The following is a 23,890-nucleotide window of genomic DNA, read 5'->3' on the forward strand; positions in this document are numbered from 1 at the left end:
CGTCGGTGTTGGGCGTATTATAACCAAGTAATTTAGTCAACTATTGAGCAATCGCCATGATCGTTATTACTGATGCTGCGCAAGAGCACTTCTCAAAATTGCTGTCCAAACAAGAAGATGGCACTCAGATTCGCGTATTCGTCATTAATCCGGGTACGCCAACCGCAGAATGCGGTGTTTCTTACTGCCCACCCGATGCAGTAGAAGCGACTGATACCGAATTTAAGTTCGAAAAACTGTCCGCCTATGTTGATGAACTGAGCGCACCGTACCTCGATGACGCGGAAATCGACTTTGTTACCGACAACCTCGGTTCGCAGCTGACGCTGAAAGCGCCAAACGCCAAAATGCGTAAAGTCTCTGACGATGCGCCGATGGTGGAACGCGTGGAATATCTGCTGCAAGCGCAGATTAACCCGCAGCTGGCTGGCCACGGTGGTCGCGTATCGCTGATGGAAATCACCGATGACGGCATCGCCATTCTGCAATTCGGCGGTGGCTGCAACGGTTGCTCGATGATCGACGTGACGCTGAAAGATGGCATCGAGAAAGAGCTGCTGGCAGCCTTCCCTGAGCTGAAAGGCGTGCGTGATTTGACCGAGCACCAGCGCGGCGAACACTCGTACTACTGATTTAGCACGCGGCAGCGACCCGACGCTGCCGCGCGTTCTCTAACGCTTCCTGCGCCCTGTATTGACCGCAGTTAGCAAGCCCGGCACTTTTCCTCTGAACATCTCTTCTAATGTGACGCTTAACTTGCGCCGCCAGTTCGGATATTCATCTACCGTGCCCGGCACGTTGACCGGCGAGGTCATAGCCAGCCAATCCTCTGGTTGCAGCCCCAGTAATGCGCTGTCAGTCCGTGCAAGATAGCGGTGGAAGCCGCGATTGAGTAGCGGTGTGAAGGATACTCGGCTGGCCACTTTACTTTGGCGTGCAGGCAACGTATTCATCTGATGCAGCGCATCCAACAGCGCCTGTTTTTGTTTATCCCTTTGTCCCAGCAAGGGAATCAACACGCTCTCTTTGTACAAGCCCAGTTTGTGCCCCAGAGAAAGATCCTTAAATCCCCAGAATCCCGCCAGCGTCGGCAAATCATGGGTACTGGCGCTGGCAATCGACTGCGCGGGATACTCGTGCGGCTGACGGTAACTGCCATCGCCGTGCTGCTCGAAGAACAACACTTTCCACGAGAAAATGCCGCTGTTGCGCAGCAGGCTGACGATTTCTTTCGGCACCGTACCGAGATCTTCGCCGATCACCATGCAGCGATGGCGCTGACTCTCCAGCGCGAGGATCGCCAGCAGATCGTGCACCGGATACGCCACGTAAGCGCCTTTATCCGCGCTTTCGCCGTAGGGGATCCACCACAAACGCAGCAACGCCATGACGTGATCGATGCGCAGTGCGCCGCAGTCGCGCATGTTGGCGCGCAGCAGATCGATAAACGGCTGATAGCCACGCGCACGCATCACATGCGGATCGAGCGGCGGCAAACTCCAGTTTTGTCCCTGCGGACCGAGACGATCCGGCGGCGCGCCGACGGATGCACCAAGCTTGTAAAGCTCCGGATCCTGCCAGGTTTCCGCGCTACCCTGCGCCACGCCGACCGCCAGGTCGCGATATAATCCCACTTCCATACCAAGTTCCTGGCTGATCTGACAGCAGATGGCGAACTGCTCTTGCGCTACCCACTGCAACCAACTCCAGAACTGAATCTCATCTTCGTGCTGCGCGCACCATTGCTGCACCTCCGGCAACAAGGCATTGCGCCAGCCTTCCGGCCAGTTCGCCCAGCCCCATTCATCGGGATGTTGCTGGCTGCGCTCGGCAAGAATGCCATCAAACGCCGCCTGATAACGCAGATGATCGCCGCCCTCGACGATAAATTGCTGGAACGAAGCATCGTCAGCGGCGCGAGGCTGAAAGCGCTGCCAGGCAAAGCGCAGCGCGGTCAATTTCAGTTCGGCCACCGCGCTGTAATCGACAAACTCGGCCGCGCGCGCTTGCTCCAGCGCCTGGCGTGTTTTCGCCCTTGCCCACCAACGCTGGGCTGACTGGCTGCGCTGGAAATCTTCCAGCCGATTAACGTCGATATACAACACGTTGAGCCAGCGGCGCGAGGTTGGGCTGTAAGGACTGGCGTTTTCTGGCTGTGCAGGATAAAGCGCATGCAAAGGATTGAGGCCGACAAAATCACCGCCATAATCGGCGACCTTCTCCAGCATGTGCGCTAAGTCGCCGAAATCACCGATGCCCCAATTGTCATCCGATCGCAACGTGTAAAGCTGCACCAGCGCGCCCCACAGTTTCTCGCCTTGCTCGATGGATTCGGGGATAAAGCAACGTCGTGGCGCGATGATAATGCGCGTCTGCCACTGCTGGCGGCCTTTGCGCAATGTGAGCAGGTGATAACCTTGTGACAGACGCGGCGGCAGCGTGAGCAATTCGCCGCCCTGCACCTCGCCGCTGAAGCTTTTGCCCTGTTCGGTTTGCAGCTGCCAGGAAAAAGTGCCGCTGCCTTGTGGCGTCAATTGGCGTTTGCTGCGTGCGGCAAAGACCTGCACCGGCGGCAGCGGTGGCGCTTTGCCGGTGGGCGTTTCCATGACCGCCAGCAACGCGCGTTTGGTCTCATCACTGATAGTTTCCGACTCGCCATGCGCATTAATAAAGCGCAGCGAAATGCCAGCATCCTGTGCCGCCTGATCCAGCTTGTTAAGCGTCATTGCTTCTCCGAAATTTGTAGGGTCGCCATTCATGGCGACCGAAATATCGATTATCGTGCCGTCTGCCAAATCCGCTGCTGGTAATCGCGAATCGAGCGGTCAGAACTGAAACGGCCAGTATGTGCGGTATTCAGAATGGCCGCGCGCGTCCAGGCGTCCTGATTCTTCCACAACGCTTCCACCTGCTGCTGTGCGGCGATGTAGGCATCAAAGTCAGCCAGCACCAGCCAGGGATCGCCATTTTTGGTCAGGCTCTGCAGCATCAAGTCAAACGCGTGCTTATCGCCGTCGCTGAACTTGCCCTTCTCCAGCTCCTTCAGCAATCCATCCAGATAAGGATTTTGTTTGCGCAGCTTTTTCGGACTGTAGCCGCCCGCTTTCAGCGCCTTCACTTCGTCCACGCTGTTGCCGAAGATAAAGATATTCTTCGCGCCCACCGCTTCGGCAATCTCCACATTAGCGCCGTCCAGCGTGCCAATGGTGAGCGCACCATTGAGCGCCAGCTTCATATTGCCGGTGCCGGACGCTTCATAACCGGCGGTAGAAATCTGCTCGGAGAGATCGGCGGCCGGAATCATCAACTCTGCGGCGGTGATGCGGTAATCCGGGATAAACACCACTTTGAGGCGATCGCCGACGCGCGGATCGTTGTTAATCACCTCCGCCACTTTGTTGATGGCATAGATGATGTTTTTGGCGAGGTAATAGCCGGGCGCGGCTTTGGCGCCAAACAGGAACACGCGCGGCACAAAGTCGGGGTTATCCGGGTTATCGCGCAGCTGGCGATAGCAGTGCAGCATATGCAGCAAACTGAGGTGCTGACGTTTGTACTCGTGCAGCCGCTTGATCTGTACGTCAAACAGCGCATCCGGATTGATATCAATGCCGGTCACGCGCTTGATGTAGAGCGTTAAGCGCTGCTTGTTTTGCTGCTTGATGTCGCGGAACTGCTGACGAAACGCTTTTTTGCGGGCAAACGGTGCCAGCCACGCCAGCGCATCAAGATCGTTGGCCCACTCAACCTGCAAGCTGTCATCAATCAGCGTCGATAGCAGCGGGTTGCATTGTTTTAACCAGCGGCGCGGCGTAATGCCGTTGGTGACGTTATGAAATTTGTTCGGCCACAGCCGGTGATATTCCGGGAACAGATCTTTCACCACCAGCTCGGAGTGCAGCGCCGCCACGCCGTTGACGGCGAAACAGCTCACCACGCACAGATTCGCCATGCGCACCTGACCGTCAGCCACCACCGCCAGCTTGTGCCAGGTGGCTTTGTCATCCGGCCACTGTTGCTTCACCACCTTTTTCAGGCGGCGATTAATCTCACGGATAATCAACATATGGCGCGGCAACAGGTCACGTACCAGCTTCTCATCCCAACGCTCCAGCGCTTCCGGCATCAGCGTGTGATTGGTGTAGGCAAAGGTGCGGCTGGTGATGTGCCACGCATCGTCCCAACTCAATTGATGCTCGTCCAACAGCACGCGCAGCATCTCCGGAATGGCGATGGTAGGATGCGTGTCGTTAAGCTGGATCACTTCGAAATCGGGCAAAGTGCGAATGGCGCGCCCGGCGAGATGATGGCGCCGCAAAATATCGCCCACCGCGCAGGCGCACTGGAAATACTGCTGCATCAGGCGTAGTCGCTTACCTTCGGCATGATTATCATTGGGATAGAGCACTTTGGTCAGCTTGTCGGCGTCGATGCCTTGCTGCTCGGCCTGCAGGCATTGGCCGTTGTTAAACGCGGTGAGATCGAACGGCTGCGCGCTGCAGGCTTTCCACAGTCGCAGCGGCAGCGTGATGCCGTTGCGATAACCCACCACCGGCAAATCCCAGGCTTCGCCTTTGAGGTGAATTTTAGGTCGCCAGAGGATGCTGCCATCGTGATTCTCTTTGACCTTGCCGCCAAGGCCAACCTGCACATCCAGCGCGGCGTTATGGCGGAACCACGGATAGCGATCGCGCTGCCAGTCATCCGGCGCTTCCTGCTGCTGTCCATCGGTAAACGTCTGGCGAAACAGGCCGTATTGATAGTTGAGGCCGTGGCCCATCGCGGCCTGGCCGACGGTCGCCATTGAATCCATATAGCAGGCGGCTAAGCGCCCCAATCCGCCGTTGCCGAGTGCCGGATCCACCTCCTCTTCCAGCAGTTCGCTCAGCTCAATCTGATGTTCCGCCAGCGCGGCTTGCACCTCGTTGTACCAGCCAAGATTAAGCAGATTGTTGCCGGTTAAACGCCCCAGCAGAAACTCCATCGACAGATAGTTGACGTGACGCTGCCCTTGTTTAGGTGGCGCAGGTTGCTGCGTCGCCAGCATTTCTGCCAGCACGCTGCTCAGCGCTTGCCACCATTGGTGCGGTGTCATTTGCTGGGCGGACGTGAGTCCAAGATGTTGCCATTGGCGGGTAAGAGCGGCGTCGAAACGTGTTTTATTGAATTTTTGCTGCGACATATCAATCCCTTCGTGTCCGTTAACGGTAAAGCCGGGGCGAGCGCAAGAGGTGAATGGATAAGTAAAGCTGGGGCCGCAGAAAAAAGCGACAGGGAAATGTCAGTACCAGGAAAAAAATCGTGCACGCTGGGTGTCGAACGGTCGCCATTCATGGCGACCGTTTACCACGCGATCAACACAATTCGAGGTGAACTTCGTGCTGCTCAATCACTTTCAGCACGCTGGCCGGCGGGCTTTGATCGGTATACATGTAATCAATCAGGCTCATATTGCCGAGGTTGACCATCGCATTGCGGCCAAACTTCGAGTGATCCACCACCAGCATCACGCAGCGCGAGTTTTCGATAATGGCGCGTTTGGTGCGCACTTCGTGATAATCGAACTCCAGCAGCGAACCATCCATATCAATACCGCTGATACCGAGAATGCCGTAATCGAGGCGGAACTGCGAAATGAAGTCCAGCGTCGCTTCGCCCATGATGCCGCCATCGCGCGTGCGCACTTCGCCGCCGGCGATAATCACGCGGAAATCCGGTTTCGCCATCAGCAGAATCGCTACGTTGAGGTTGTTGGTGACGACGCGCAGATTATTGTGATTGAGCAGCGCATGCGCCACCGCTTCCGGCGTGGTGCCGATATCAATAAACAGCGTGGCGCCATCAGGGATCTGGCTCGCCACACGCTCGGCGATACGCGCTTTCTCCGCCGACCACATCATCTTACGATCCTGCCATGCGGTGTTTTCTGAGCTGGACGGCAGCGCCGCCCCGCCGTGATGGCGCATAATTTTGTTCTGATCGGCCAGGTCGTTCAGGTCACGCCGAATGGTTTGCGGGCTGACTTCAAAGTGATCCACCAGCTCTTCGGTACTGACATATCCCTGACGCCGGACCAGGTCGATAATGGCGTCATGACGTTGCGTCTGCTTCACATCTCTCTCCTCGGCTCGTAGCCGCTTCTTTTATTGGTGCTGCTAACGACGCGTGATCTTACGCGTATCAACAAATGCCATCGCTAACCCCACCAGCAAGCCGGTGACGTGCGCGGCGTTGGCGATCGACAGGCCAAATGCGCCGTACCAGCCAATCACCAACCAGACGACCGCGAAGCCAATCAGGCCGCGTTCGAGATAAATACCACTTTCGGGATCGCGCTCGCCGCGCAGCCAGCAGTAACCCATCAGCGCGTAAACCACGCCCGACAAGCCACCAAACAGCACGCCGCTAAACTTGGCCTGCATCCAGCCGGTCAGCAGCGCGGAGATCAGCATAATCACAAACAGCTTACCGCTGCCGAGACGCTTCTCGACGGCACCGCCGAGATACCACCACCACATCAGGTTGAACAGGATGTGCAGCAGCGAGAAGTGCAGCAGCGCATGGCTAAACCAGCGCCACACCTGGAAATATTGCGAAGAGTCCGCTGGCCACGCCAGCCAATCCAGCGCCACATCATCACCGACGATCTGCATCAGAATAAACACCGCGATGCAGGCGACCATGATGGTCATGGTGAGCGGACCTGCGCGTTCGCGAATGCTCGACCAGATGTGGGTGCGCTCGTAGCGCAAGCCACTTTCGGTGCTGCCGCTATGCCAGCTGGCAGCCTGATAGCGCGGATGGTTGGGATCGCGCACGAACTGCGCGAGTTCGTTTTCGACCATCTCAAACTTACTGTCATCGTCCAACATGATGACGAAGTGGCTTTCGCGCTCAATGCGTAACGTCACGCCGCGTGTCGCCATGTAGTCGACAAACGCCTGCGCCATGCGCGGATTGTTAAACTGGGTGATGCGCATCATGCGGTGCTCTCCTTCCTTATGCGATGGGCTTAGGCGTCACCGAGGGCAACCTGCGCCGGGAATGCCGCGCGCCAGGCGTCAAATCCGCCGTCAATGCTGTACGCTGCGCTGAATCCCTGGCCCAGCAAGAACTGCGCCGCTCCTTTGCTGCTGTTGCCGTGATAGCACATCACCAGCACCGGCAATGCCTGATTCGCGTTGGCGATGAAATCCGCCAGATTGTCATTGGTCAGATGCTGCGCGCCCGCCGCGTGGCCCATCATAAAGCTCTGCGGATCACGGATATCCACCAGCTGCGCACCTTGTGCCAGATGCTCTTGCGCCTGCAGGACATTAATACACTCGAAGGTTTCCATGGTGTCTCTCATTACTTGGTCACAATTAGCGCCTAGTTTAACCTGAGAAGCCGCCGCGATAACCTGACAACTTATAGGGTTATGTGATTTTTTTCCTGTCGGAATGTTAGCTATATCACGCAAAAATGTTTTTATTCAGTTAACCGCTGGCGTCGATGTTGGTTTCCGATTATTATTACGCTCGAAAACGAACATTTTAGAACTATTCCGAACATCGGAGGAGATGACGTGGAAACCAAAGACCTGATCGTGATCGGCGGCGGCATTAACGGAGCCGGCATTGCAGTGGACGCTGCAGGACGCGGACTGTCGGTGCTGATGCTGGAGGCGCGGGATTTGGCCTGTGCAACCTCCTCCAACAGCTCGAAATTGATTCACGGCGGCCTGCGCTACCTTGAGCACTATGAATTCCGCCTGGTAGGCGAAGCCTTAGCAGAACGTGAAGTGCTGCTGAAAATGGCGCCGCATATCGCCTTCCCGATGCGTTTCCGTCTGCCGCACCGTCCGCATCTGCGTCCGGCGTGGATGATCCGCATGGGCCTGTTTATGTACGATCGCCTCGGCAAACGCACCACGCTGCCGGGCAGCAAAAGCCTGCGTTTTGGCGCGGATTCGGCCCTCAAGCCGGAGATCACGCGCGGATTCGAATATTCTGACTGCTGGGTTGATGATGCGCGCATGGTGGTTCTCAATGCGCAGGAAGTGGAAAAACAGGGCGGCGAAGTTCGCACCCGCACTCGCGTGACCCGCGCCTGGCGTGAAGCCGGTTTGTGGATGGTAGAAGCCGAAGATATTGATACCGGCAAAACCTACACCTGGCGCGCTAAAGGTCTGGTCAATGCGGCCGGTCCGTGGGTAAAAGAGTTCTTCGACGATGGCCTGAAGCTGAAATCGCCGTACGGCATTCGTCTGATCAAAGGCAGCCACATCGTGGTGCCGCGCGTACATCGTGAAAAGCAGGCGTATATCCTGCAGAACGAAGATAACCGTATCGTGTTTGTCATTCCGTGGATGGATGAGTTCTCCATCATTGGTACCACCGACGTGGAGTACAAAGGCGATCCGAAAGACGTGAAGATCGATGACAACGAAATCAGCTACCTGCTGAAGGTGTTCAACGGACATTTCAAACAACAGCTGAGCAAAGATGACATCGTCTGGACTTACTCGGGCGTGCGCCCGCTGTGCGATGACGAATCGGACTCACCGCAGGCCATCACCCGCGATTACACGCTGGATGTGCATGACGACAACGGCCAGGCACCGCTGCTGTCGGTATTCGGCGGCAAGCTGACCACCTATCGCAAGCTGGCGGAACATGCGCTGGAGAAACTGACCAGGTACTACCCGAACATCGGCCCAGCATGGACCAAAAACGCGGTATTGCCGGGCGGTGATTTCTCCGGTTCACGCGATGATTACGCCGCTGGCCTGCGTCGTCGCTATCCGTTTATCAGCGAAGGTATGGCGCGTCACTTTGCCCGTACTTACGGCAGCCGCACCGAAGAGCTGCTGGCAGACGCGAAGAGCATCGACGATTTGGGCGAGAACTTCGGTCACGAGTTCTATGAAGCCGAGCTGCGTTACCTGGTGAAAAACGAATGGGTGCGCGAGCTGGATGATGCGATTTGGCGTCGTACCAAACAAGGTATGTGGCTAAACGAAGCCGAGCAGGCGCGCATTGCTGAGTGGCTGGCGGTTAACGCACAGAAACCGGCGTTGTCGTTAGCGTCATAATATAAAAACGGGGCGTCGTAAATGACGCCCCGTTTACGTAGGGTCGCCATTCATGGCGACCTTTTTAATGTCTACTCGTTTACAAACCCGCATTCTCGCGGATGTATTTACGCGCTTTCACCGCATATTCGAACGGATTGGCCAGCGCCGGATCCTGCTCCGCTTCCACCACCATCCAGCCTTTATAGCCGTAATCATCGAGGATTTTGAACACCGGTTTGAAATCAATCACGCCATCGCCCGGCACGGTGAAAGTCCCCTTCTTCACGCCATCCAGGAACGACAGCGATTTCTCGCGCACTTCCGCCACCACGCTGTCGCGCACATCTTTAAGATGCACATGGAAAATACGCGGCAGATATTTGGTCAGCACATCCAGCATTGCCTGCTGTGAACCTTCGGAATAGTAGATGTGGCCGGTATCGTACAGCAGGCCAACATTCTCATTGGTCATTTCCATAAAGCGATCAATCTCAGCTGGCGTTTGGATGCCGGTGCCCATGTGATGGTGCAGCGTCAAACGCATGCCTTTCTTCGCGGCGATCTCCGCCAGTTCGTTGTAGCCTTCCGCCGTTAAGCGCCACTCTTCATCCGTGAAAATCGGCTTCTGCTCCAGCACCGCCAGCGTGGTGCCCTGAATACTTTTGCTCTGCTCAGAGCAACCAATCACGCGCGCGCCCATCGCATGCAGGAAGTTCATGTGATTGGTGAATTCGTCGATGGTTTTCGCTTTTTCGCCGTTGGCGAAGAAGGTGCTGAACCACGCGTTGCAGATCTGAATACCACGGATATCCAGCATCGGCTTGAGAATCGCCGGATCGCGCGGGTATTTGCTGCCCACTTCGCTACCGGTAAAGCCTGCCAGCGCCATTTCACTGACGGTTTGCTGGAAGGTGTTTTCGCTGCCCAGCTCCGGCATGTCGTCGTTGGTCCAGCCGATTGGCGCAATCGCCAGTTTTACGTTGTCTTTGTTCATCTTGTTGTCCCTGATTCACAGAGGCGGCCGCTGAGCCGCCGAGGAGTATTTAGCGCACAGCTCAGTTATTTGGCGTAGAAATCCGGACGCGGCGGCATGGTAACCGGCTCGATTGCGCCGCTGTTCTGCGCTTTCTGGCAGGCATCGGCGGCCACGGAAGCAGCGAAACCATCCCAGGCAGAAGGTCCGGTCAGCTGGCCGTCTTTCACGTCATTAATAAACGCTTGCAGCTCAACGTCATACGCATCGATGAAACGGTCTTTCCAGTCGGTCAGCAGCGGCACGCCGAGACGCGCGTTTTTGCGCGTTTGGATCGCCGAAGGCTCCGGCAGCTTCGCGATGCCCTCTTCGCCCACCACTTCACACTGAATGTCGTAGCCGTACGCGCAGTTAACGAAGATCTCCACGTCAATACGGATGCCTTTCTGCGTTTCAAACAGCACGATTTGCGGATCTTTCAGCTTGGCGTGAGACTTCGACGTGGTACGCGGGAACACCACCTGCACGGTTTTGTAGTCGTCTTCCGTCAGCCAGCGCAGCACATCCAGCTCGTGAATCAGGGTGTTGGTGATCGCCATGTCGGTGGTGTAATTCTCACCGACGCTCTGGTTGCGGTGCGCGCAGTGCAGCATCAGCGGCTCGCCGATTTCACCGTCGGTAATCACTTTTTTCAGCGCGCGATAGCCGGTATCGTACGGGCGCATAAAGCCAACCTGCACCAGACGTTTACCGTGTTTGATCTCGGCATCAACAATGCGTCGGCAACCTTCAGCGCTCAGCGCCAGCGGCTTTTCACAGAACACCGGTTTGCCGGCCGCGATGGCCGCCAGCGTGAACTCTTCGTGGGTCGGATCCCAGGACGTCACCAGCACAGCGTCAACGTCTGGTGAGTTGATCACCTGATGACCATCCTGATAGACCTCGGCTTCGATATTCAGACGTTGCAGCGCAGCGCGCGCGCCTTCTACGTTGATATCAGAAACCGCCACCACTTTCGCACCCTGCAAAACGTTATTGCAGCGACGAATGTGTTCCTGACCAATTGCACCGGTACCAATTACACCGAGTTTGAGCGTCATAGTTACACCTGTAGATGTAGAGTCGGATAAGTATCCCCTTCATACTTCAAGATGCAGGCGCGTTGGCTGCTCTCGCTCACCCGAATCACTTACTTAAGTAAGCTCATCGGGACTCTCTCGTTGGCCGCCTTCCTGCATCTCGAATTATTTTGGGTATAGGGTTAAGCAAGGCCGACGAGCGCCGGCCTAAAAAAGAGCTAGTACTTACGTGCTTGTTCGATATGCACGTTAAGGTTGTCGGCCACTTCTTGCGTGCGCGTTGACGTAGAGGTTTGCGCCACACCGACGTGCCACCAGCTGAAGTATTTGTGCACCATGGTTTTAGGTAGCACTTTGATGTCGAACAGCACGGAAACGGTCTGCTTCTGCGCATCGATCAGCGCGGCTTCCAGCTGCTCCAGCGTGGTGATGCGGTAGGTTTTGCAGCCGTAACCGCCGGCGATTGCCGCGAAGTCCACCGGCACAAAGCCGCCATCCAGCTTACCGCCTTCCGGATTACGGAAGCGGAACTCGGTGGTGAAGCTGTCCATGCCGTGTTCCATCTGCAGGTTGTTGATACAACCGTTGGTCATGTTATCCAGCAGCACCACGTTGATTTTTGCCCCTTCCTGAATCGACGTGACCAGCTCGGAGTGCAGCATCATGAACGAGCCGTCGCCGACCATGACGTAGACTTCACGCTGCGGCTGCGCCAGCTTCACGCCCAGCGCGGCATTCACTTCATAACCCATGCAGGAGTAGCCGTACTCAACGTGGTACGAGTTGTAATCTTTGGTGCGCCACACGCGCTGCAGGTCGCCCGGCAGACTGCCCGCTGCCGCGACAATCACTGCATCCTTTGGGAGCTGCTCGTTTAAGGTGCCCAACACGCTGCTCTGCGTCAGCACCGATTTCGTCAGGCGCTCAAACTCCGCAAACAGCGCTTCGCGATCGGCGTGGTCGGCGATTTCCGGAATGAAATCGTCGGTGTTATAGGTCGCGGCATAGACACGCTGCGTCTCTTTCAGCAGCTTGCTTTGTGACAGCTCAATCTGGCCGCCCCAATGGTTTTCGAAACCTTGCAGACCACTTTCCAGCGCGGTTAAACCTTCACGCGCATCCGCCAGCAGCTGCACCGCATCCAGCTTGTAGCTGTCGAAATTGCTAACGTTGAGGTTCAGATAGCTGACGTCCGGATTCTGGAAAATCCATTTCGACGCGGTGGTGAAGTCGGTGTAACGCGTACCGATACCAATCACCAGATCGGCCTCTTTCGCCAGCAGGTTGGCCGCCAGACAGCCGGTTTCGCCTACGCCGCCGACATTCAGCGGGTGATCGGAAACGATGGTGCCTTTACCGGCCTGAGTTTCGGCAAACGGAATGTTGAAGCGCTCGGCAAATTTCAGCAGCGCATTACCCGCGTCGGAATATTTCAGGCCGCCACCAACAATGATCAGCGGCTTGTGTTTGCGCGCAATCAGCGCCAGCGCATCTTCTAATTGCGCGGCAGTTGGCAGACGGCGATCCAGACGGTGCACACGTTTCTGGAAGAAGTATTCCGGGAAGTCCCAGGCTTCGCCCTGCACGTCCTGCGGCAGCGCAATCGTCACCGCACCGGTTTCTGCGGGATCGGTCAACACGCGCAAGGCGTTGATGCAGGCGGTCATCAGCTGCTCTGGACGGCTAACGCGATCCCAGTATTTGCTCACCGCGCGGAACGCGTCGTTGGTGCTGATGCTGAGATCGTGGCTCTGTTCGATCTGCTGCAAGACCGGATCCGGTTGGCGCGTGGCGAACACATCGCCTGGCAGCAGCAATAAAGGAATGCGGTTGGCAGTCGCGGTGGCGGCAGCGGTAATCATGTTGGCTGCGCCGGGTCCGACCGATGAAGTACAGGCGATAATCTGACGACGCAGCGACTGCTTGGCAAAACCAATGGCGGCGTGCGCCATGCCCTGCTCGTTACGGCCCTGATGCACCACCAGATCGCCGCTGTCCTGCTCCAGCGCCTGTCCCAATCCCAGCACGTTGCCGTGACCGAAAATGGCAAAAATGCCTTTCACAAATTTGGTTTCAACGCCGTCAACGTTCAGGTATTGGTTATCGAGAAATTTTACCAGCGCCTGTGCCGTGGTGAGTCTGATTGTGCCCATATGCTTCTTCCTTTACATGCTGGTACCTGCGGCGAGGTACATCGCGGTTCGGGTAAAAACTGCCGTTCACGGCGCCCGCGGATTAAGTGAAACGTGAGGCGATTATAAACAAATATTTTTTTCATTAAACACGATTACAGAAGAAACATTTCATTTTGCGATGGAGATCAAATTCAGCAATGAAACGTGGGCTGCGCGAGTCGCGAAAGGGGGAAAAGTGGAACAATAAAAGGTCATTTGCCGGTCATAACGAAATTTCATTTCACTTCAGTAGCTTCCTTGATTCGCCAGCACTTTCCTGAGACCTGGCTCACAAGCCTGACTATCACTGAAACTCCCAACGATTCCGACGCCGCTTTGCGGCTTCGTCAGAGTTTTACCTGGCTCACAAAATCGTGATGGATGTTTCATTTCATATTGAATTTGGAATTTTTATTCCTCATACTGCGACCAAAGCCAATCAGGCACCTTGAGAACCCGGAAGCAAAGCGCTCGACGTTGGGCGGCAGCGCCCGCAGTGTCTGCTTATCACAGAAGGAAACAATAGGTATGAGTACACAACAGAAGCGGCTTGATGTGATTTGTATCGGACGCATCGCCGTCGACCTCTACGGTCAGCAAATTGGATCACGTCTGGAAGATATGACCAGCTTCAACAAATATCTCGGCGGATCTTCCGGCAACGTGGCCTACGGTACGGCCATTCAGGGCCTGAAATCGGCGATGCTGGCGCGTGTGGGTGACGAACATAACGGCCGCTTTTTGCGTGAAGAGCTGCAACGTGCAGGCTGCAACACCGATGGCCTGATTACCGATAAGCATCGCCTGACCGGGCTGGTGATCCTCGGGATCAAAGATGAAGAGAGCTTCCCGCTGATCTTCTACCGCGACAACTGCGCAGATATGGGGCTGGTGCCGGAAGATATTAACGAAGAATTCATCACCTCCTCACGTGCGGTCGCCGTTACCGGTACGCACCTGTCGCATCCACAAACGCGCGCCGCAGTGTTGAAAGCGCTGGATATCGCCAAACGCAACGGCCTGCGCACCGCGCTGGATATCGATTATCGTCCGGTGCTGTGGGGACTCACCTCGCTTGGTGACGGTGAAACGCGTTTCATTGAATCGGGTGAAGTGACGCAACAGCTGCAGGAAGTGCTGCACTATTTCGATTTGGTGGTCGGAACGGAAGAAGAGTTCCATATCGCCGGTGGCAGCACCGATACGCTGACCGCGCTGAAAAATGTGCGTAAATCGAGCCAGGCCACATTAGTGTGCAAACGCGGTCCGCTGGGTTGCGTGGTGTTTGAAGGCGAGATCCCGGATAGCTGGGAACAGACCAAACTGCAGAGCGGCGTGCGTGTAGAAGTGCTGAACGTGCTGGGCGCGGGCGATGCCTTTATGTCTGGCCTGTTGCGCGGCTGGCTGAACGATGAAAGCTGGGAGCAAGCGTGCCGTTACGCCAACGCCTGTGGCGCATTGGTGGTGTCGCGCCACGGCTGCGCACCGGCGATGCCAACCAAAGAAGAGCTGGATGATTTCCTCAGTCGCGATAAAGACGTGAAACGTCCGGATCTCGATGCGCGTCTCAATCACCTGCATCGCGTCACCACGCGTAAACAGCAGTGGCCGGAGCTGAATGTCTTCGCCTTCGACCATCGCAAGCAGTTGGCTGATATGGCGCGCGAAGCGGGCGTCAGCGAAGAACGCATTCCACAATTGAAACTGCTGCTGCTGCGTGCCGCAGAAGAAGCGGCGAATGAAGCCGGTCTGAATGAGAAGAGCGGCATCCTCGCGGATACCACTTACGGCCAGAAAGCGCTGAACGCGATTACCGGTAAAAACTGGTGGATTGGACGTCCGATTGAGCTGCCAAGTTCACGTCCGCTGCGCCTGGAGCACGGCAACATCGGCTCACAGCTGGTCGACTGGCCAGCCGAGCACGTAGTGAAATGCCTGGTGTTCTACCATCCGCACGACAGCGCTGAACTGCGTAAAGAGCAGGATGATCTGGTTCTCGACGTGTGGAATGGCTGTAACAAGAGCGGGCACGAACTGCTGCTGGAACTGATTCTGCCGGAGAGCAATCCTGACCGTAACGAATCTTACTATTACGACATGCTGAGCCACTTCTACAGCCTTGGCATTCAGCCGGATTGGTGGAAACTGCCGCCGCTGTCTGCAGAGAGCTGGCAGGCGATCAGCGGGCTGATCGAGCAGAACGATCCGCACTGCCGCGGCATTCTGCTGCTGGGCCTTGATGCACCAGAAGAGACGCTGAAAGCCGGTTTCGCCGCCGCCGCGCAAGCGCCGTGGGTGAAGGGTTTCGCAGTAGGTCGCACCATCTTCGGCCAGCCGTCGCGCCAGTGGCTGCAAGGCGAGCTGGATGACAAGGCGCTGATTGAGACCGTGAAAGGCAACTACCTGCGGTTGATCGGCTACTGGCGCGCTGTACGCGGTTAAGTGTTGTGGCTTGGAAAAAGCGGCTTTGGCCGCTTTTTTTGTTTCTTCTGCGGGCTGATGCCCTCACCCCGGCCCTCTCCCACAGGGAGAGGGAGACGCAGCCACATGTGAGTAAGCAACAAAACATTCACGCGGTCGGTTCCCTCGCCCGCTTGCGGGAGAGGGTTAGGGTGAGGGAAAACCTGCATATTTTGTGAGGCATTTCATAAACCGATGAAATAAGCGTCACGATGATGGCAAACAAATGAAATTTTCCATCCATCTGGTACTATAGCGCTCATTATCCAGCCATATTTTCTTTTTTAGCGGGCCGAAGTAATGACCAATAATCCAACGCAATTAACCTTGTTACAGGACGAGATCCGTCGTCGCTATGAGACGCTGAGCAAACGCCTGAAGCAGGTGGCTCGTTATATCCTTGATAACAGTAACAGCATCGCTTTCGATACCGTTGCCTCTATCGCGCAACATGCGGATGTACCACCTTCCACACTGATCCGCTTTGCCAACGCGTTTGGCTTCAGCGGCTTCAACGAAATGAAACAGGTTTTCCGTCAGCACCTGATGGAAGAGACCGTGAACTACACCGAGCGCGCACGTCTGTTCCGCCAGACCGCCACCGACGACAGCGCCACCTCACCTGAGAGCCCGGCCGAAATCCTCAACGTCTTCACCATGGTCAACAGCCAGGCGCTGCAACAGCTGGCAATGCAGGTCAATCCAGACCAGCTCAACCGCGCGGTGAAAATGCTCGATGAAGCCGAGAACATCTACATCATCGGCCTGCGTCGCTCATTCAGCGTGGCATCGTATCTGGTGTATGCGCTACGCCATCTGGAGCGTCGTGCGTTCCTGATCGACGGCCTCGGCGGCATGTTCACCGAACAGCTGAGCATGGTGAACCCGAAAGACGTGGTGATCGCCATCAGCTACTCGCCGTACGCGCGTGAAGCGGTGGAGTTGGTTGAGCTAGGCGCTAAGCGTGGTGCGCATCTGATCGCCATCACCGACAGCCAGGTCAGCCCACTGGCCGCCTTCAGTGATGTGTGCTTTGTGGTGCGTGAAGCGCAGGTGGATGGCTTCCGTTCGCAGGTGGCGTCGCTGTGTCTGGCACAGACGCTCGCCGTATCGTTAGCACTGAACAACAACGTCACCAGCGAATAACTCTCGTAGGGTCGCCATTCATGGCGACCATCCAACAAAAAGGGCAGCCACCTGGCTGCCCTTTTTGACGTTGGTGCGCATGTTACGAACGCGGATACTGGTCGCTGTTCACCCAGGCGTGATCTTTCTCCCAGGTAAATTTCCACAGACGTTTTGGACCCGCCATCACGTTGAGATAGTAGTTATCGTAACCGGCAATGGTCGCCACCGGATGATAGCCACGCGGCACCGTCACCACATCGCGGTTATACGGCGCCATACACTCGTCGAGTGAACGGTCGTCGGTATACACGCGCTGCATGGCGAAACCCGGTTCAGGATCGAAACGGTGATAATACGTCTCTTCCAGATAGGTTTCGTCCGGGCTGTCTTTCTGGTCGTGCTTGTGGCTGGGGTACGAACTGGTCGCACCTTCGTCGGTGTACACTTCCACCACCAGCAGGCTGTCGGCCTCTTTGTTGTCCGGCAGAATGTTGTGCACCAGACGCTGGTTACGCCCTTTACCACGCTGCTCAACGCCAACATCTTCCGGTGCAATCAGTCGCGCCGGCAGGTTGCCGCGGCTCGGTGCATTACACACCGCCAGCTCCAGATCGCTATCCGCATACACTTCAACTTCATCGTTATGCGGAACGTACACCGAGTAAGGTGGAATGCGTTCAAACGGCGACAGACGCTTACCGAGATTGGGGAACTCGGCGTGACGGGTTTTCACCGACGCAAAGCCCGCCACCAGCACCAGACACAACTCTTTGTCGCCACTGCTCAGCTTCAGGCTCTGCCCTTTTTTCAGCAGATAAGCGTCGAAGCCAACGTATTCCCAGCCCGCGCTTTCCGGCGTGACATGCTGGATACGGCCGTTGCTGTCGGGTTTTTGCGCTTTCGAAATCAGAGACATCCTGTTCCTCCTTGTTGAGCGAAATTAGCCCAGCGTCGGCATGCTGAACTCAGAGACGGTCTGCTGGCCGCTCGGCCAACGCACGGTGGCGGTTTTCATGCGGGTGTAGAAACGCACGCCGTCTGGACCGTGCACGTTCAGCGCACCAAATACCGAACGCTTCCAGCCGCCGAAGCTGTGGAACGCCATCGGAACCGGAACCGGCACGTTGACGCCAACCATGCCAGCTTCGACGTTCTGCACGAACTCACGCGCGGTGTGGCCGTTGCTGGTGAAGATGGCGCTACCGTTACCGAATTCGTGGCTGTTAACCAGCTGCAGTGCACTGTCGTAATCGCTGGAACGCATGATGCTCAGCACCGGCCCGAAGATCTCTTCGCGCCAGATAGTCATATCCGACGTCACATTGTCGAACAGCGTGCCGCCAACGTAGTAACCTTCTGCATGGCCAGCAACCTGGATGCCGCGGCCATCAACCACCAGCTTCGCGCCTTCCTGCTCACCTTTGTCGATGTAGCCCAGCACTTTCTTCTGGTGCGCAGCAGAAACCACCGGCCCCATTTCATTCTCTTCGGCACCTTTCTGGATGCCAGGACCGACGCGCAGCGCCTTGATCAGCGGCGTCAGACGCGCAATCAATTTGTCCGCGGTGTCGTCACCAACGGCAACAACAACGGGCAGCGCCATGCAGCGTTCACCGGCTGAACCAAACGCGCCGCCCATAATGGCGTTCACGGTGGCATCAAGATCGGCATCGGGCATCACGATGGCGTGGTTTTTCGCTGCGCCGAACGCCTGCACACGTTTACCGTGGGCGCTGGCAGTTTTGTAGATGTGCTCCGCCACGCCGGAAGAACCGACGAAGCTGACTGCGGCGATGCGCGGATCTTTGTACAGCTGCTCGGCATCTTCGTTAGAGGAATGCACCACGTTGAATACGCCATCCGGCAGACCGGCTTCTTTCAGCAGTTCGGCCATGCGCACAGAAGCGGATGGATCCAGCGCCGGTGGCTTGAGGATAAAGGTGTTACCGCACGCCAGCGCGATGGGGAACATCCACAGAGGCACCATCGCCGGGAAGTTGAACGGTGTGATACCCGCCACAACGCCGACCGGCTGCATCAGCGAGTAGCTATCAACGCCGGTGCCCACGCTTGGTGAGTTTTCACCTTTAATCAGATGTGGAATACCGCAGGCATACTCGATCACTTCGATACCGCGCGTCAGTTCACCCAGCGCATCGGACCACACTTTGCCGTGCTCAGACACGATCAGTGCCGCCAGCTCTTCGCGATGTTTTTCCATCAGCGCTTTAAAGTTGAACATCACACGGGCACGACGCAACGGCGCGGTTTTCGACCATTCCGGGAACGCGGCATGAGCGACTTCAATCGCCTGCTCTACTTCAGCAGCGGTGCTCTGCGTCAGTTCACGCACGACTTTGCCGGTCGCCGGATCGTACACGGGAATGGTTTCATTGCTGGCGCTGTGGGTAATTTTGCCGTCGATAAAGTTTCCTACGATAGTCATGTCGTTGCCTCTTAGATGTGAAGTTCCCTGCAGATAGCCCGTTCGAACCGCGACGCTGCGTGTGCAGGCAATACTTAAAGCGTGCTATGAAGCTATAGTAATGAAATGAATTTTTCAAATACTTCTTTTTGGAAAATTTCCTTTTAGCGGCATGGATCGCATTTTTTCCGCTTGTGCTGACAGCCGGGTGCAAATCCGCCCGTAGCGCTTCCCTGCTGGCGCTATAGGCCTGCCAAACTGCATCACTGCTAAGCCGTTGCGCGCACAGAATTTGTGTCTGAAATCCAGCTTCAACATGTAACGCGAAACGAAATATGAAATTTTTGCGAGGCAGATCCAATATCTGGCATTTCATAATTCAATAATAATGAAATAAATGTTTTCTTTGCAGCACCTCATCCGTATCCGTTTACAGGAGCCGCCTATGGCCATCGATCCAACCCGTTTCTGTATTAACCGTAAAATTGCGCCCAGGCTGTCGCTGGAAGCTTTCTTTCAGCTGGTGCAGCGTCTGGGATTGAGCAAGGTTGAACTGCGTAATGACATGCAGAGCGGCAAGGTCACCGATGATCTCAGCGTGGCGCAGCTGCGAGCGCTAACGGATAAGTACCACATTGAAATCGTGACGATTAACGCGCTCTATCCGTTTAATCGTGCTGATGAGGCGTTGCTGGCAAAAGCCGACGCGCTGCTGCAGGAAGCTCAAGCCATCGGCGCAAAAGCGCTGGTGATGTGTCCACTGAATGAAGGGATTGAAATCTCGCACCAGCAGACGCTGGAAGCGCTGCAGGTGCTGGCACCGCGCTTTGAGCAATATGGCATTCAGGGGCTGGTGGAACCGCTGGGCTTCCCGGTCAGTTCGCTACGCTCGGCGGTGCAAACGCAAAAGCTGATTCAGCAGGCAAAAGTACCGTTCAAAGTGCTGCTCGATACGTTCCATCATCATCTGTATGAAAACGCCGAAAACGAGTTTCCGCAGGAGATTGATATCAACCATATTGGGCTGGTGCATTTGTCTGGTGTGGAAGATACCCGCCCGACGGCGCAACTGACCGATGAAGAACGCATCATGCTCAGCGACCGCGATGTGCTAAACAGCGTGGCGCAGGTGAAACGTCTGGAGATGCTGGGTTACAAAGGCGTTTACGCGTTTGAGCCGTTTTCGTCGGAACTTGAGACGTGGAATATCGCTGAGATTGAACGCCAAATTCGCTACAGCATTGAGTTGCTGCAAGCCTAAAAGAACCCTTATCTGTGTCTAAAACAAGACACTTTTTGTTAGTGTTGGGCCTCGGTCGGAGGCCTTTTTTTTCATACCCGTCATATTTTAAGCCATAGCTGCGTTGGCTGCGCATGCTCACCCCAGTCACTTACGGGCGTAAGCTCCTGGGGATTCTCACGCTTGCCGCCTTGCTCTGACTTAAACTATTTAGGGTATGCCTGAGTTAAATAGCAAAACTACGCGTTCTCTTTAACCTCCACCACCGGATCTTCCGGCATGCGCTTAATCATCCGCAGCGTGCAGAACAGCGCTAAACACACCAGCAGCGCGGTGAGGAAATAGACCAGCGACACGCCGGCATAACTCATGATGAAACCGGCAATCGGCCCGGTGATACCCAGCGACAAATCCATAAACGCGGTATAGGTGGCGAGCGCACTGCCCTGATTCTGCTGCGGCACCACTTTCACCGCCACCACGCCAATCGCTGGGAATACCAGCGAGAAACCCGCGCCGGTGAGGAATGCGCCCATCTTCGCCATCCAGGGATCGAACGAACCGGCCACCAGAAACAGACCAACCGCTTCTACCGCGAAGCAAATACTCGCCACGCGCAAACCGCCAAGCTTATTGATGGCATTCGGGAACAGCAGGCGCGTGCCGACGAACGCGGCGCTAAACATGGTCAACGCGAAGGCGGCACCGTCCCAACCTTTATCCTGATAAAACAGCGTGATGAAGGTGGCGATTACGCCAAATCCGGCGGAACCCATCGCCAGAATCAGGCCGAAACCGTACACCTTGCTCAGCACGTCACGGAACGGCAGCGGCTTGGCTTTGCTGCCTTTCACCGGCGCACGCGGCAGCGCCAGCGCAATCGCCAGCACGCAAATAGCGATGATGATGCTGGAGAGCAGCAGCAAGCCGCCACTGCGGAAAATCACCACGCCGAGCGGCGCACCAATCGCCATCGCGCCGTAGGTGACAATGCCGTTCCACGAAATCACCCGGCCAATATGCAGCGAACCGACGCGCGCCACGCCCCACAGCGAGGTGCCGGTGCCAGAGAAGCTTTGCCCCACGCCGAGAATCACGCGCCCCAGACACAGCAACACCAGACTCAGCACGCCCTGCCCATCGCTGAGCGCCGAGAGCAGAATACAGATGCCGCTCAACAAACAGCCCACCAGCCCCAGCACCACCACTTTTTTCGGCCCCCACAGATCCGCATAGCGTCCGGCGTGCGGACGGCTGAGCAGCGTGGCGATGTATTGCAGGCTGATCACCAATCCGGCCCAGAAGGCGTTATAGCCCAGCCCGTCATGGACAAAGCCGGGCAGCACCGCCAGCGGCAAGCCGATGGTGAGATAGCTGGCAAAGTTAAACTTCACGATGGAAAGGATCAGTAAATTGAGGCGAAAACGACCGTGTTCAGGTGCGGCGGCAGGCGAGTCAGGCATGAGTGATTGCGCTCGTGGGTGACGGAATTTTTATAACAAGAGGATAACTATACGCCATTTGGTGTTATCCGCATCAGTGAAATGCCCAGTTTTACGGTCATCATTTCGTCATATCGCGCTCGTAGACTCGCCCTCAATCAAATCCCAAAGAGGATAACAATCTGATGACGCCCCTGATTTCTCAGGCGCGCGTGCGTAACGCTGACTCCTTCGCGGGAGGTGGCCGATGACGCATGCGGCGCTGCCTATTGAATTGAAAAATCTCAGATGGTCGGTGGGTAACCTGACTATTCTGCACGATCTCTCCCTGACCATTCCCGCAGGCGAAATCCTCGCGCTGCTCGGCCCGAGCGGCTGTGGCAAAAGCACGCTTTTGAAACTGCTGGCGGGTTTGCTGCAGCCAACCTCAGGCGAACTGTGGATTGGTGAACGCTGCGTGGCCTCGCCGCGCCACTGCGATGCGCCGGAGCAGCGCAACCTCGGCATGGTGTTTCAGGATTACGCGCTGTGGCCGCACATATCAGTGGCGCAAAACGTCGCCTTTCCGCTGCGCATGCGCGGCATGAAGAAAGCCGCCGCGCGACAACAGGCCGATGCCGCCCTGGCTCAGGTTGGCCTCGCTGATTTTGGCGATCGCAAACCGGCGTTGCTCTCCGGCGGCCAGCAGCAGCGCGTGGCGCTGGCGCGCGCGCTGGTGGCGAAACCGGCCATTCTGCTGTTCGACGAACCGCTCTCCAACCTCGACCGCGACCTGCGTGAAACCCTGGTTCACACCATGGCGGATTTGCTGCGCGCGGCGGGTATCACCGCTGTTTACGTTACGCACGATCGCGAGGAAGCCAACACGCTGGCCGACCGCATCATTCACCTGGCGCAGGGCCAGATTGTTTCCGTTACTCACCTCTCAGGGGACCGCAATGCCATCTCTCAAGTCAGTTAAAACAGGAGCCATCAGCGCGATGATTTTGACTTCCGCCATCATGATCAACGATGCCCAGGCGCTGACGGTGTACACCGCCGGTCCGGGTTCGCTGTCGAAAAGTCTTGCCGCCGGATTTGAAAAACAGACCGGCATCAAAGTGAATATTTTCCAGGCCACCACCGGCAAAGTGATGGCGCGTCTGGAAGCGGAACAGGCCAATCCGCAGGCCGATGTGCTGATCTCGGCTTCGTGGGATACCGCCGAAGATCTGCAACAGCGCGGCTGGCTGCAACCTTTCGAAAGTGCTAATGCAGCGAAGGTGCCGGATCAGTTCAAAACCGCCAACTATGTCGCGCAGGGTATTTCCGCGCTTGGCATCGTGTGGAATACGCAAAGCAACACGCCAGAGCCGAAAACCTGGCAGGATCTCACCGCGCCCGCCTTTAAAGATAAAGTCACCACGCCTGATCCGGCGCTGTCTGGCGCATCACTCGATCTGCTGATTGGCCTGCAAAACAGCGAAGGAGAAAAAGCCTGGCAGCTTTTTGACCAGTTGAAAGCCAACGGCATGGTGATGAGCGGACCCAATGCGCAGGCGGTGACGCCGGTGCTGCAAGGCGCGAAAGCGGCGGTGTTTGGCGCGGTCGACTACGTCACCTATAACAACATCGCGCAGGGCGAAAGCGTGAAGGTGATCTTCCCGGAAAACGGCACCGTGGTCGCGCCGCGTCCGATGATGATCCTGAAAAGCAGCCAGCACGCAGATGATGCGAAGAAATTCGTCGATTACGTGCTGTCCGATGAAGGTCAGGAACAAGTGGCGAAAGCCTGGCTAATGCCAGCGCGTACCGATATCAAAGCGCAACGTCCGCTGTTCACCGAGATCAAATTGTTGCCGACCAATCAGGATGGCAGCAGTGAGCGCTCGGCGGTGCTGAAGCGCTTTGGCGCCTTGTTCGGACAGTAAA

Annotated in this window: 18 protein-coding genes; 7 read left to right on the forward strand and 11 right to left on the reverse strand. The window is 56.4% G+C overall.

All coding sequences use genetic code 11. The annotated features are described in order from the left end of the window. The first annotated feature begins 56 nt into the window (after positions 1–56). The gene (gene nfuA / locus NQH49_RS18115; RefSeq protein WP_008107927.1) at positions 57–632 is read left to right on the forward strand and encodes a Fe-S biogenesis protein NfuA; all 576 of its coding nucleotides are present in this window, start codon (positions 57–59) and stop codon (positions 630–632) included. A 39-nt stretch (positions 633–671) separates the two neighbouring features. Here nfuA and malQ read toward each other — a convergent pair whose 3' ends face one another. The 5 genes from malQ to glpE all read right to left on the reverse strand — a co-directional run bounded on the left by malQ (position 672) and on the right by glpE (position 7,339). Continuing rightward, positions 672–2,726 (reverse strand): 4-alpha-glucanotransferase, encoded by a 2,055-nt coding sequence (gene malQ / locus NQH49_RS18120; protein ID WP_256697689.1) that lies wholly within the window; start codon positions 2,724–2,726, stop codon positions 672–674. Positions 2,727–2,776: 50 nt separating this feature from the next. Next, the gene (gene malP / locus NQH49_RS18125; protein WP_256697691.1) at positions 2,777–5,182 is read right to left on the reverse strand and encodes a maltodextrin phosphorylase; all 2,406 of its coding nucleotides are present in this window, start codon (positions 5,180–5,182) and stop codon (positions 2,777–2,779) included. Positions 5,183–5,354: 172 nt separating this feature from the next. Then, positions 5,355–6,113 (reverse strand): DeoR/GlpR family transcriptional regulator, encoded by a 759-nt coding sequence (locus tag NQH49_RS18130; RefSeq protein ID WP_008107931.1) that lies wholly within the window; start codon positions 6,111–6,113, stop codon positions 5,355–5,357. 42 nt (positions 6,114–6,155) lie between these two features. After that, entirely contained in the window at positions 6,156–6,980 is an 825-nt protein-coding gene (gene glpG, locus NQH49_RS18135) for a rhomboid family intramembrane serine protease GlpG (protein WP_256698458.1), read from the reverse strand. Between the two features lie 32 nt (positions 6,981–7,012). Continuing rightward, positions 7,013–7,339 (reverse strand): thiosulfate sulfurtransferase GlpE, encoded by a 327-nt coding sequence (gene glpE / locus NQH49_RS18140; protein ID WP_008107933.1) that lies wholly within the window; start codon positions 7,337–7,339, stop codon positions 7,013–7,015. A 228-nt stretch (positions 7,340–7,567) separates the two neighbouring features. Between glpE and glpD the strand changes: the two genes are divergently transcribed. Next, positions 7,568–9,076, forward strand: coding sequence for a glycerol-3-phosphate dehydrogenase (glpD, locus tag NQH49_RS18145; RefSeq protein WP_256697692.1), 1,509 nt, complete (start codon positions 7,568–7,570; stop codon positions 9,074–9,076). A 79-nt stretch (positions 9,077–9,155) separates the two neighbouring features. On the opposite strand, the gene iolE is transcribed toward glpD, so the two are convergent. From iolE to iolD, 3 genes are all read right to left on the reverse strand, one after another. Then, complete coding sequence (gene iolE, locus NQH49_RS18150) at positions 9,156–10,052, reverse strand: myo-inosose-2 dehydratase (RefSeq protein ID WP_256697694.1); 897 nt, start codon at positions 10,050–10,052, stop codon at positions 9,156–9,158. Between the two features lie 65 nt (positions 10,053–10,117). After that, positions 10,118–11,131 (reverse strand): bifunctional inositol 2-dehydrogenase/D-chiro-inositol 1-dehydrogenase, encoded by a 1,014-nt coding sequence (locus NQH49_RS18155; protein WP_256697695.1) that lies wholly within the window; start codon positions 11,129–11,131, stop codon positions 10,118–10,120. A gap of 197 nt (positions 11,132–11,328) precedes the next feature. Further along, positions 11,329–13,263: a 3D-(3,5/4)-trihydroxycyclohexane-1,2-dione acylhydrolase (decyclizing) gene (gene iolD, locus NQH49_RS18160; RefSeq protein ID WP_256697696.1), complete on the reverse strand. Its 1,935-nt coding sequence runs from the start codon at positions 13,261–13,263 to the stop codon at positions 11,329–11,331. Between the two features lie 549 nt (positions 13,264–13,812). Between iolD and NQH49_RS18165 the strand changes: the two genes are divergently transcribed. Together NQH49_RS18165 and NQH49_RS18170 are read left to right on the forward strand one after the other, a co-directional pair. Continuing rightward, positions 13,813–15,726, forward strand: coding sequence for a bifunctional 5-dehydro-2-deoxygluconokinase/5-dehydro-2-deoxyphosphogluconate aldolase (locus NQH49_RS18165; RefSeq protein WP_256697697.1), 1,914 nt, complete (start codon positions 13,813–13,815; stop codon positions 15,724–15,726). Between the two features lie 318 nt (positions 15,727–16,044). Then, positions 16,045–16,890, forward strand: a complete 846-nt coding sequence (locus NQH49_RS18170) for a MurR/RpiR family transcriptional regulator (RefSeq protein ID WP_008107943.1) — start codon at positions 16,045–16,047, stop codon at positions 16,888–16,890. An 82-nt stretch (positions 16,891–16,972) separates the two neighbouring features. Here the strand turns inward: NQH49_RS18170 and iolB are convergent, their stop codons facing one another. Both iolB and NQH49_RS18180 read right to left on the reverse strand, forming a co-directional pair. After that, a complete protein-coding gene (gene iolB, locus NQH49_RS18175; RefSeq protein ID WP_008107945.1) occupies positions 16,973–17,788 on the reverse strand; it encodes a 5-deoxy-glucuronate isomerase in 816 nt (271 codons plus the stop codon). A gap of 24 nt (positions 17,789–17,812) precedes the next feature. Then, positions 17,813–19,318, reverse strand: coding sequence for a CoA-acylating methylmalonate-semialdehyde dehydrogenase (locus NQH49_RS18180; protein WP_256697698.1), 1,506 nt, complete (start codon positions 19,316–19,318; stop codon positions 17,813–17,815). A 424-nt stretch (positions 19,319–19,742) separates the two neighbouring features. On the opposite strand from NQH49_RS18180, the gene NQH49_RS18185 reads away from it, so the two are divergent. Then, positions 19,743–20,558 (forward strand): TIM barrel protein, encoded by an 816-nt coding sequence (locus NQH49_RS18185; protein WP_256697700.1) that lies wholly within the window; start codon positions 19,743–19,745, stop codon positions 20,556–20,558. A gap of 218 nt (positions 20,559–20,776) precedes the next feature. Here NQH49_RS18185 and NQH49_RS18190 read toward each other — a convergent pair whose 3' ends face one another. Further along, positions 20,777–22,000, reverse strand: coding sequence for an MFS transporter (locus tag NQH49_RS18190; protein WP_256697701.1), 1,224 nt, complete (start codon positions 21,998–22,000; stop codon positions 20,777–20,779). Positions 22,001–22,226: 226 nt separating this feature from the next. Between NQH49_RS18190 and NQH49_RS18195 the strand changes: the two genes are divergently transcribed. After that, positions 22,227–22,940, forward strand: a complete 714-nt coding sequence (locus tag NQH49_RS18195; RefSeq protein WP_256697702.1) for an ABC transporter ATP-binding protein — start codon at positions 22,227–22,229, stop codon at positions 22,938–22,940. Further along, positions 22,918–23,889: an ABC transporter substrate-binding protein gene (locus tag NQH49_RS18200; protein WP_176972628.1), complete on the forward strand. Its 972-nt coding sequence runs from the start codon at positions 22,918–22,920 to the stop codon at positions 23,887–23,889. The genes NQH49_RS18195 and NQH49_RS18200 overlap by 23 nt, the downstream gene beginning before the upstream one ends. Position 23,890 lies beyond the last annotated feature (1 nt).

It is taken from the genome of Pantoea trifolii (assembly GCF_024506435.1).
In the GTDB taxonomy this organism is placed as follows: Bacteria; Pseudomonadota; Gammaproteobacteria; order Enterobacterales; family Enterobacteriaceae; genus Pantoea; species Pantoea trifolii.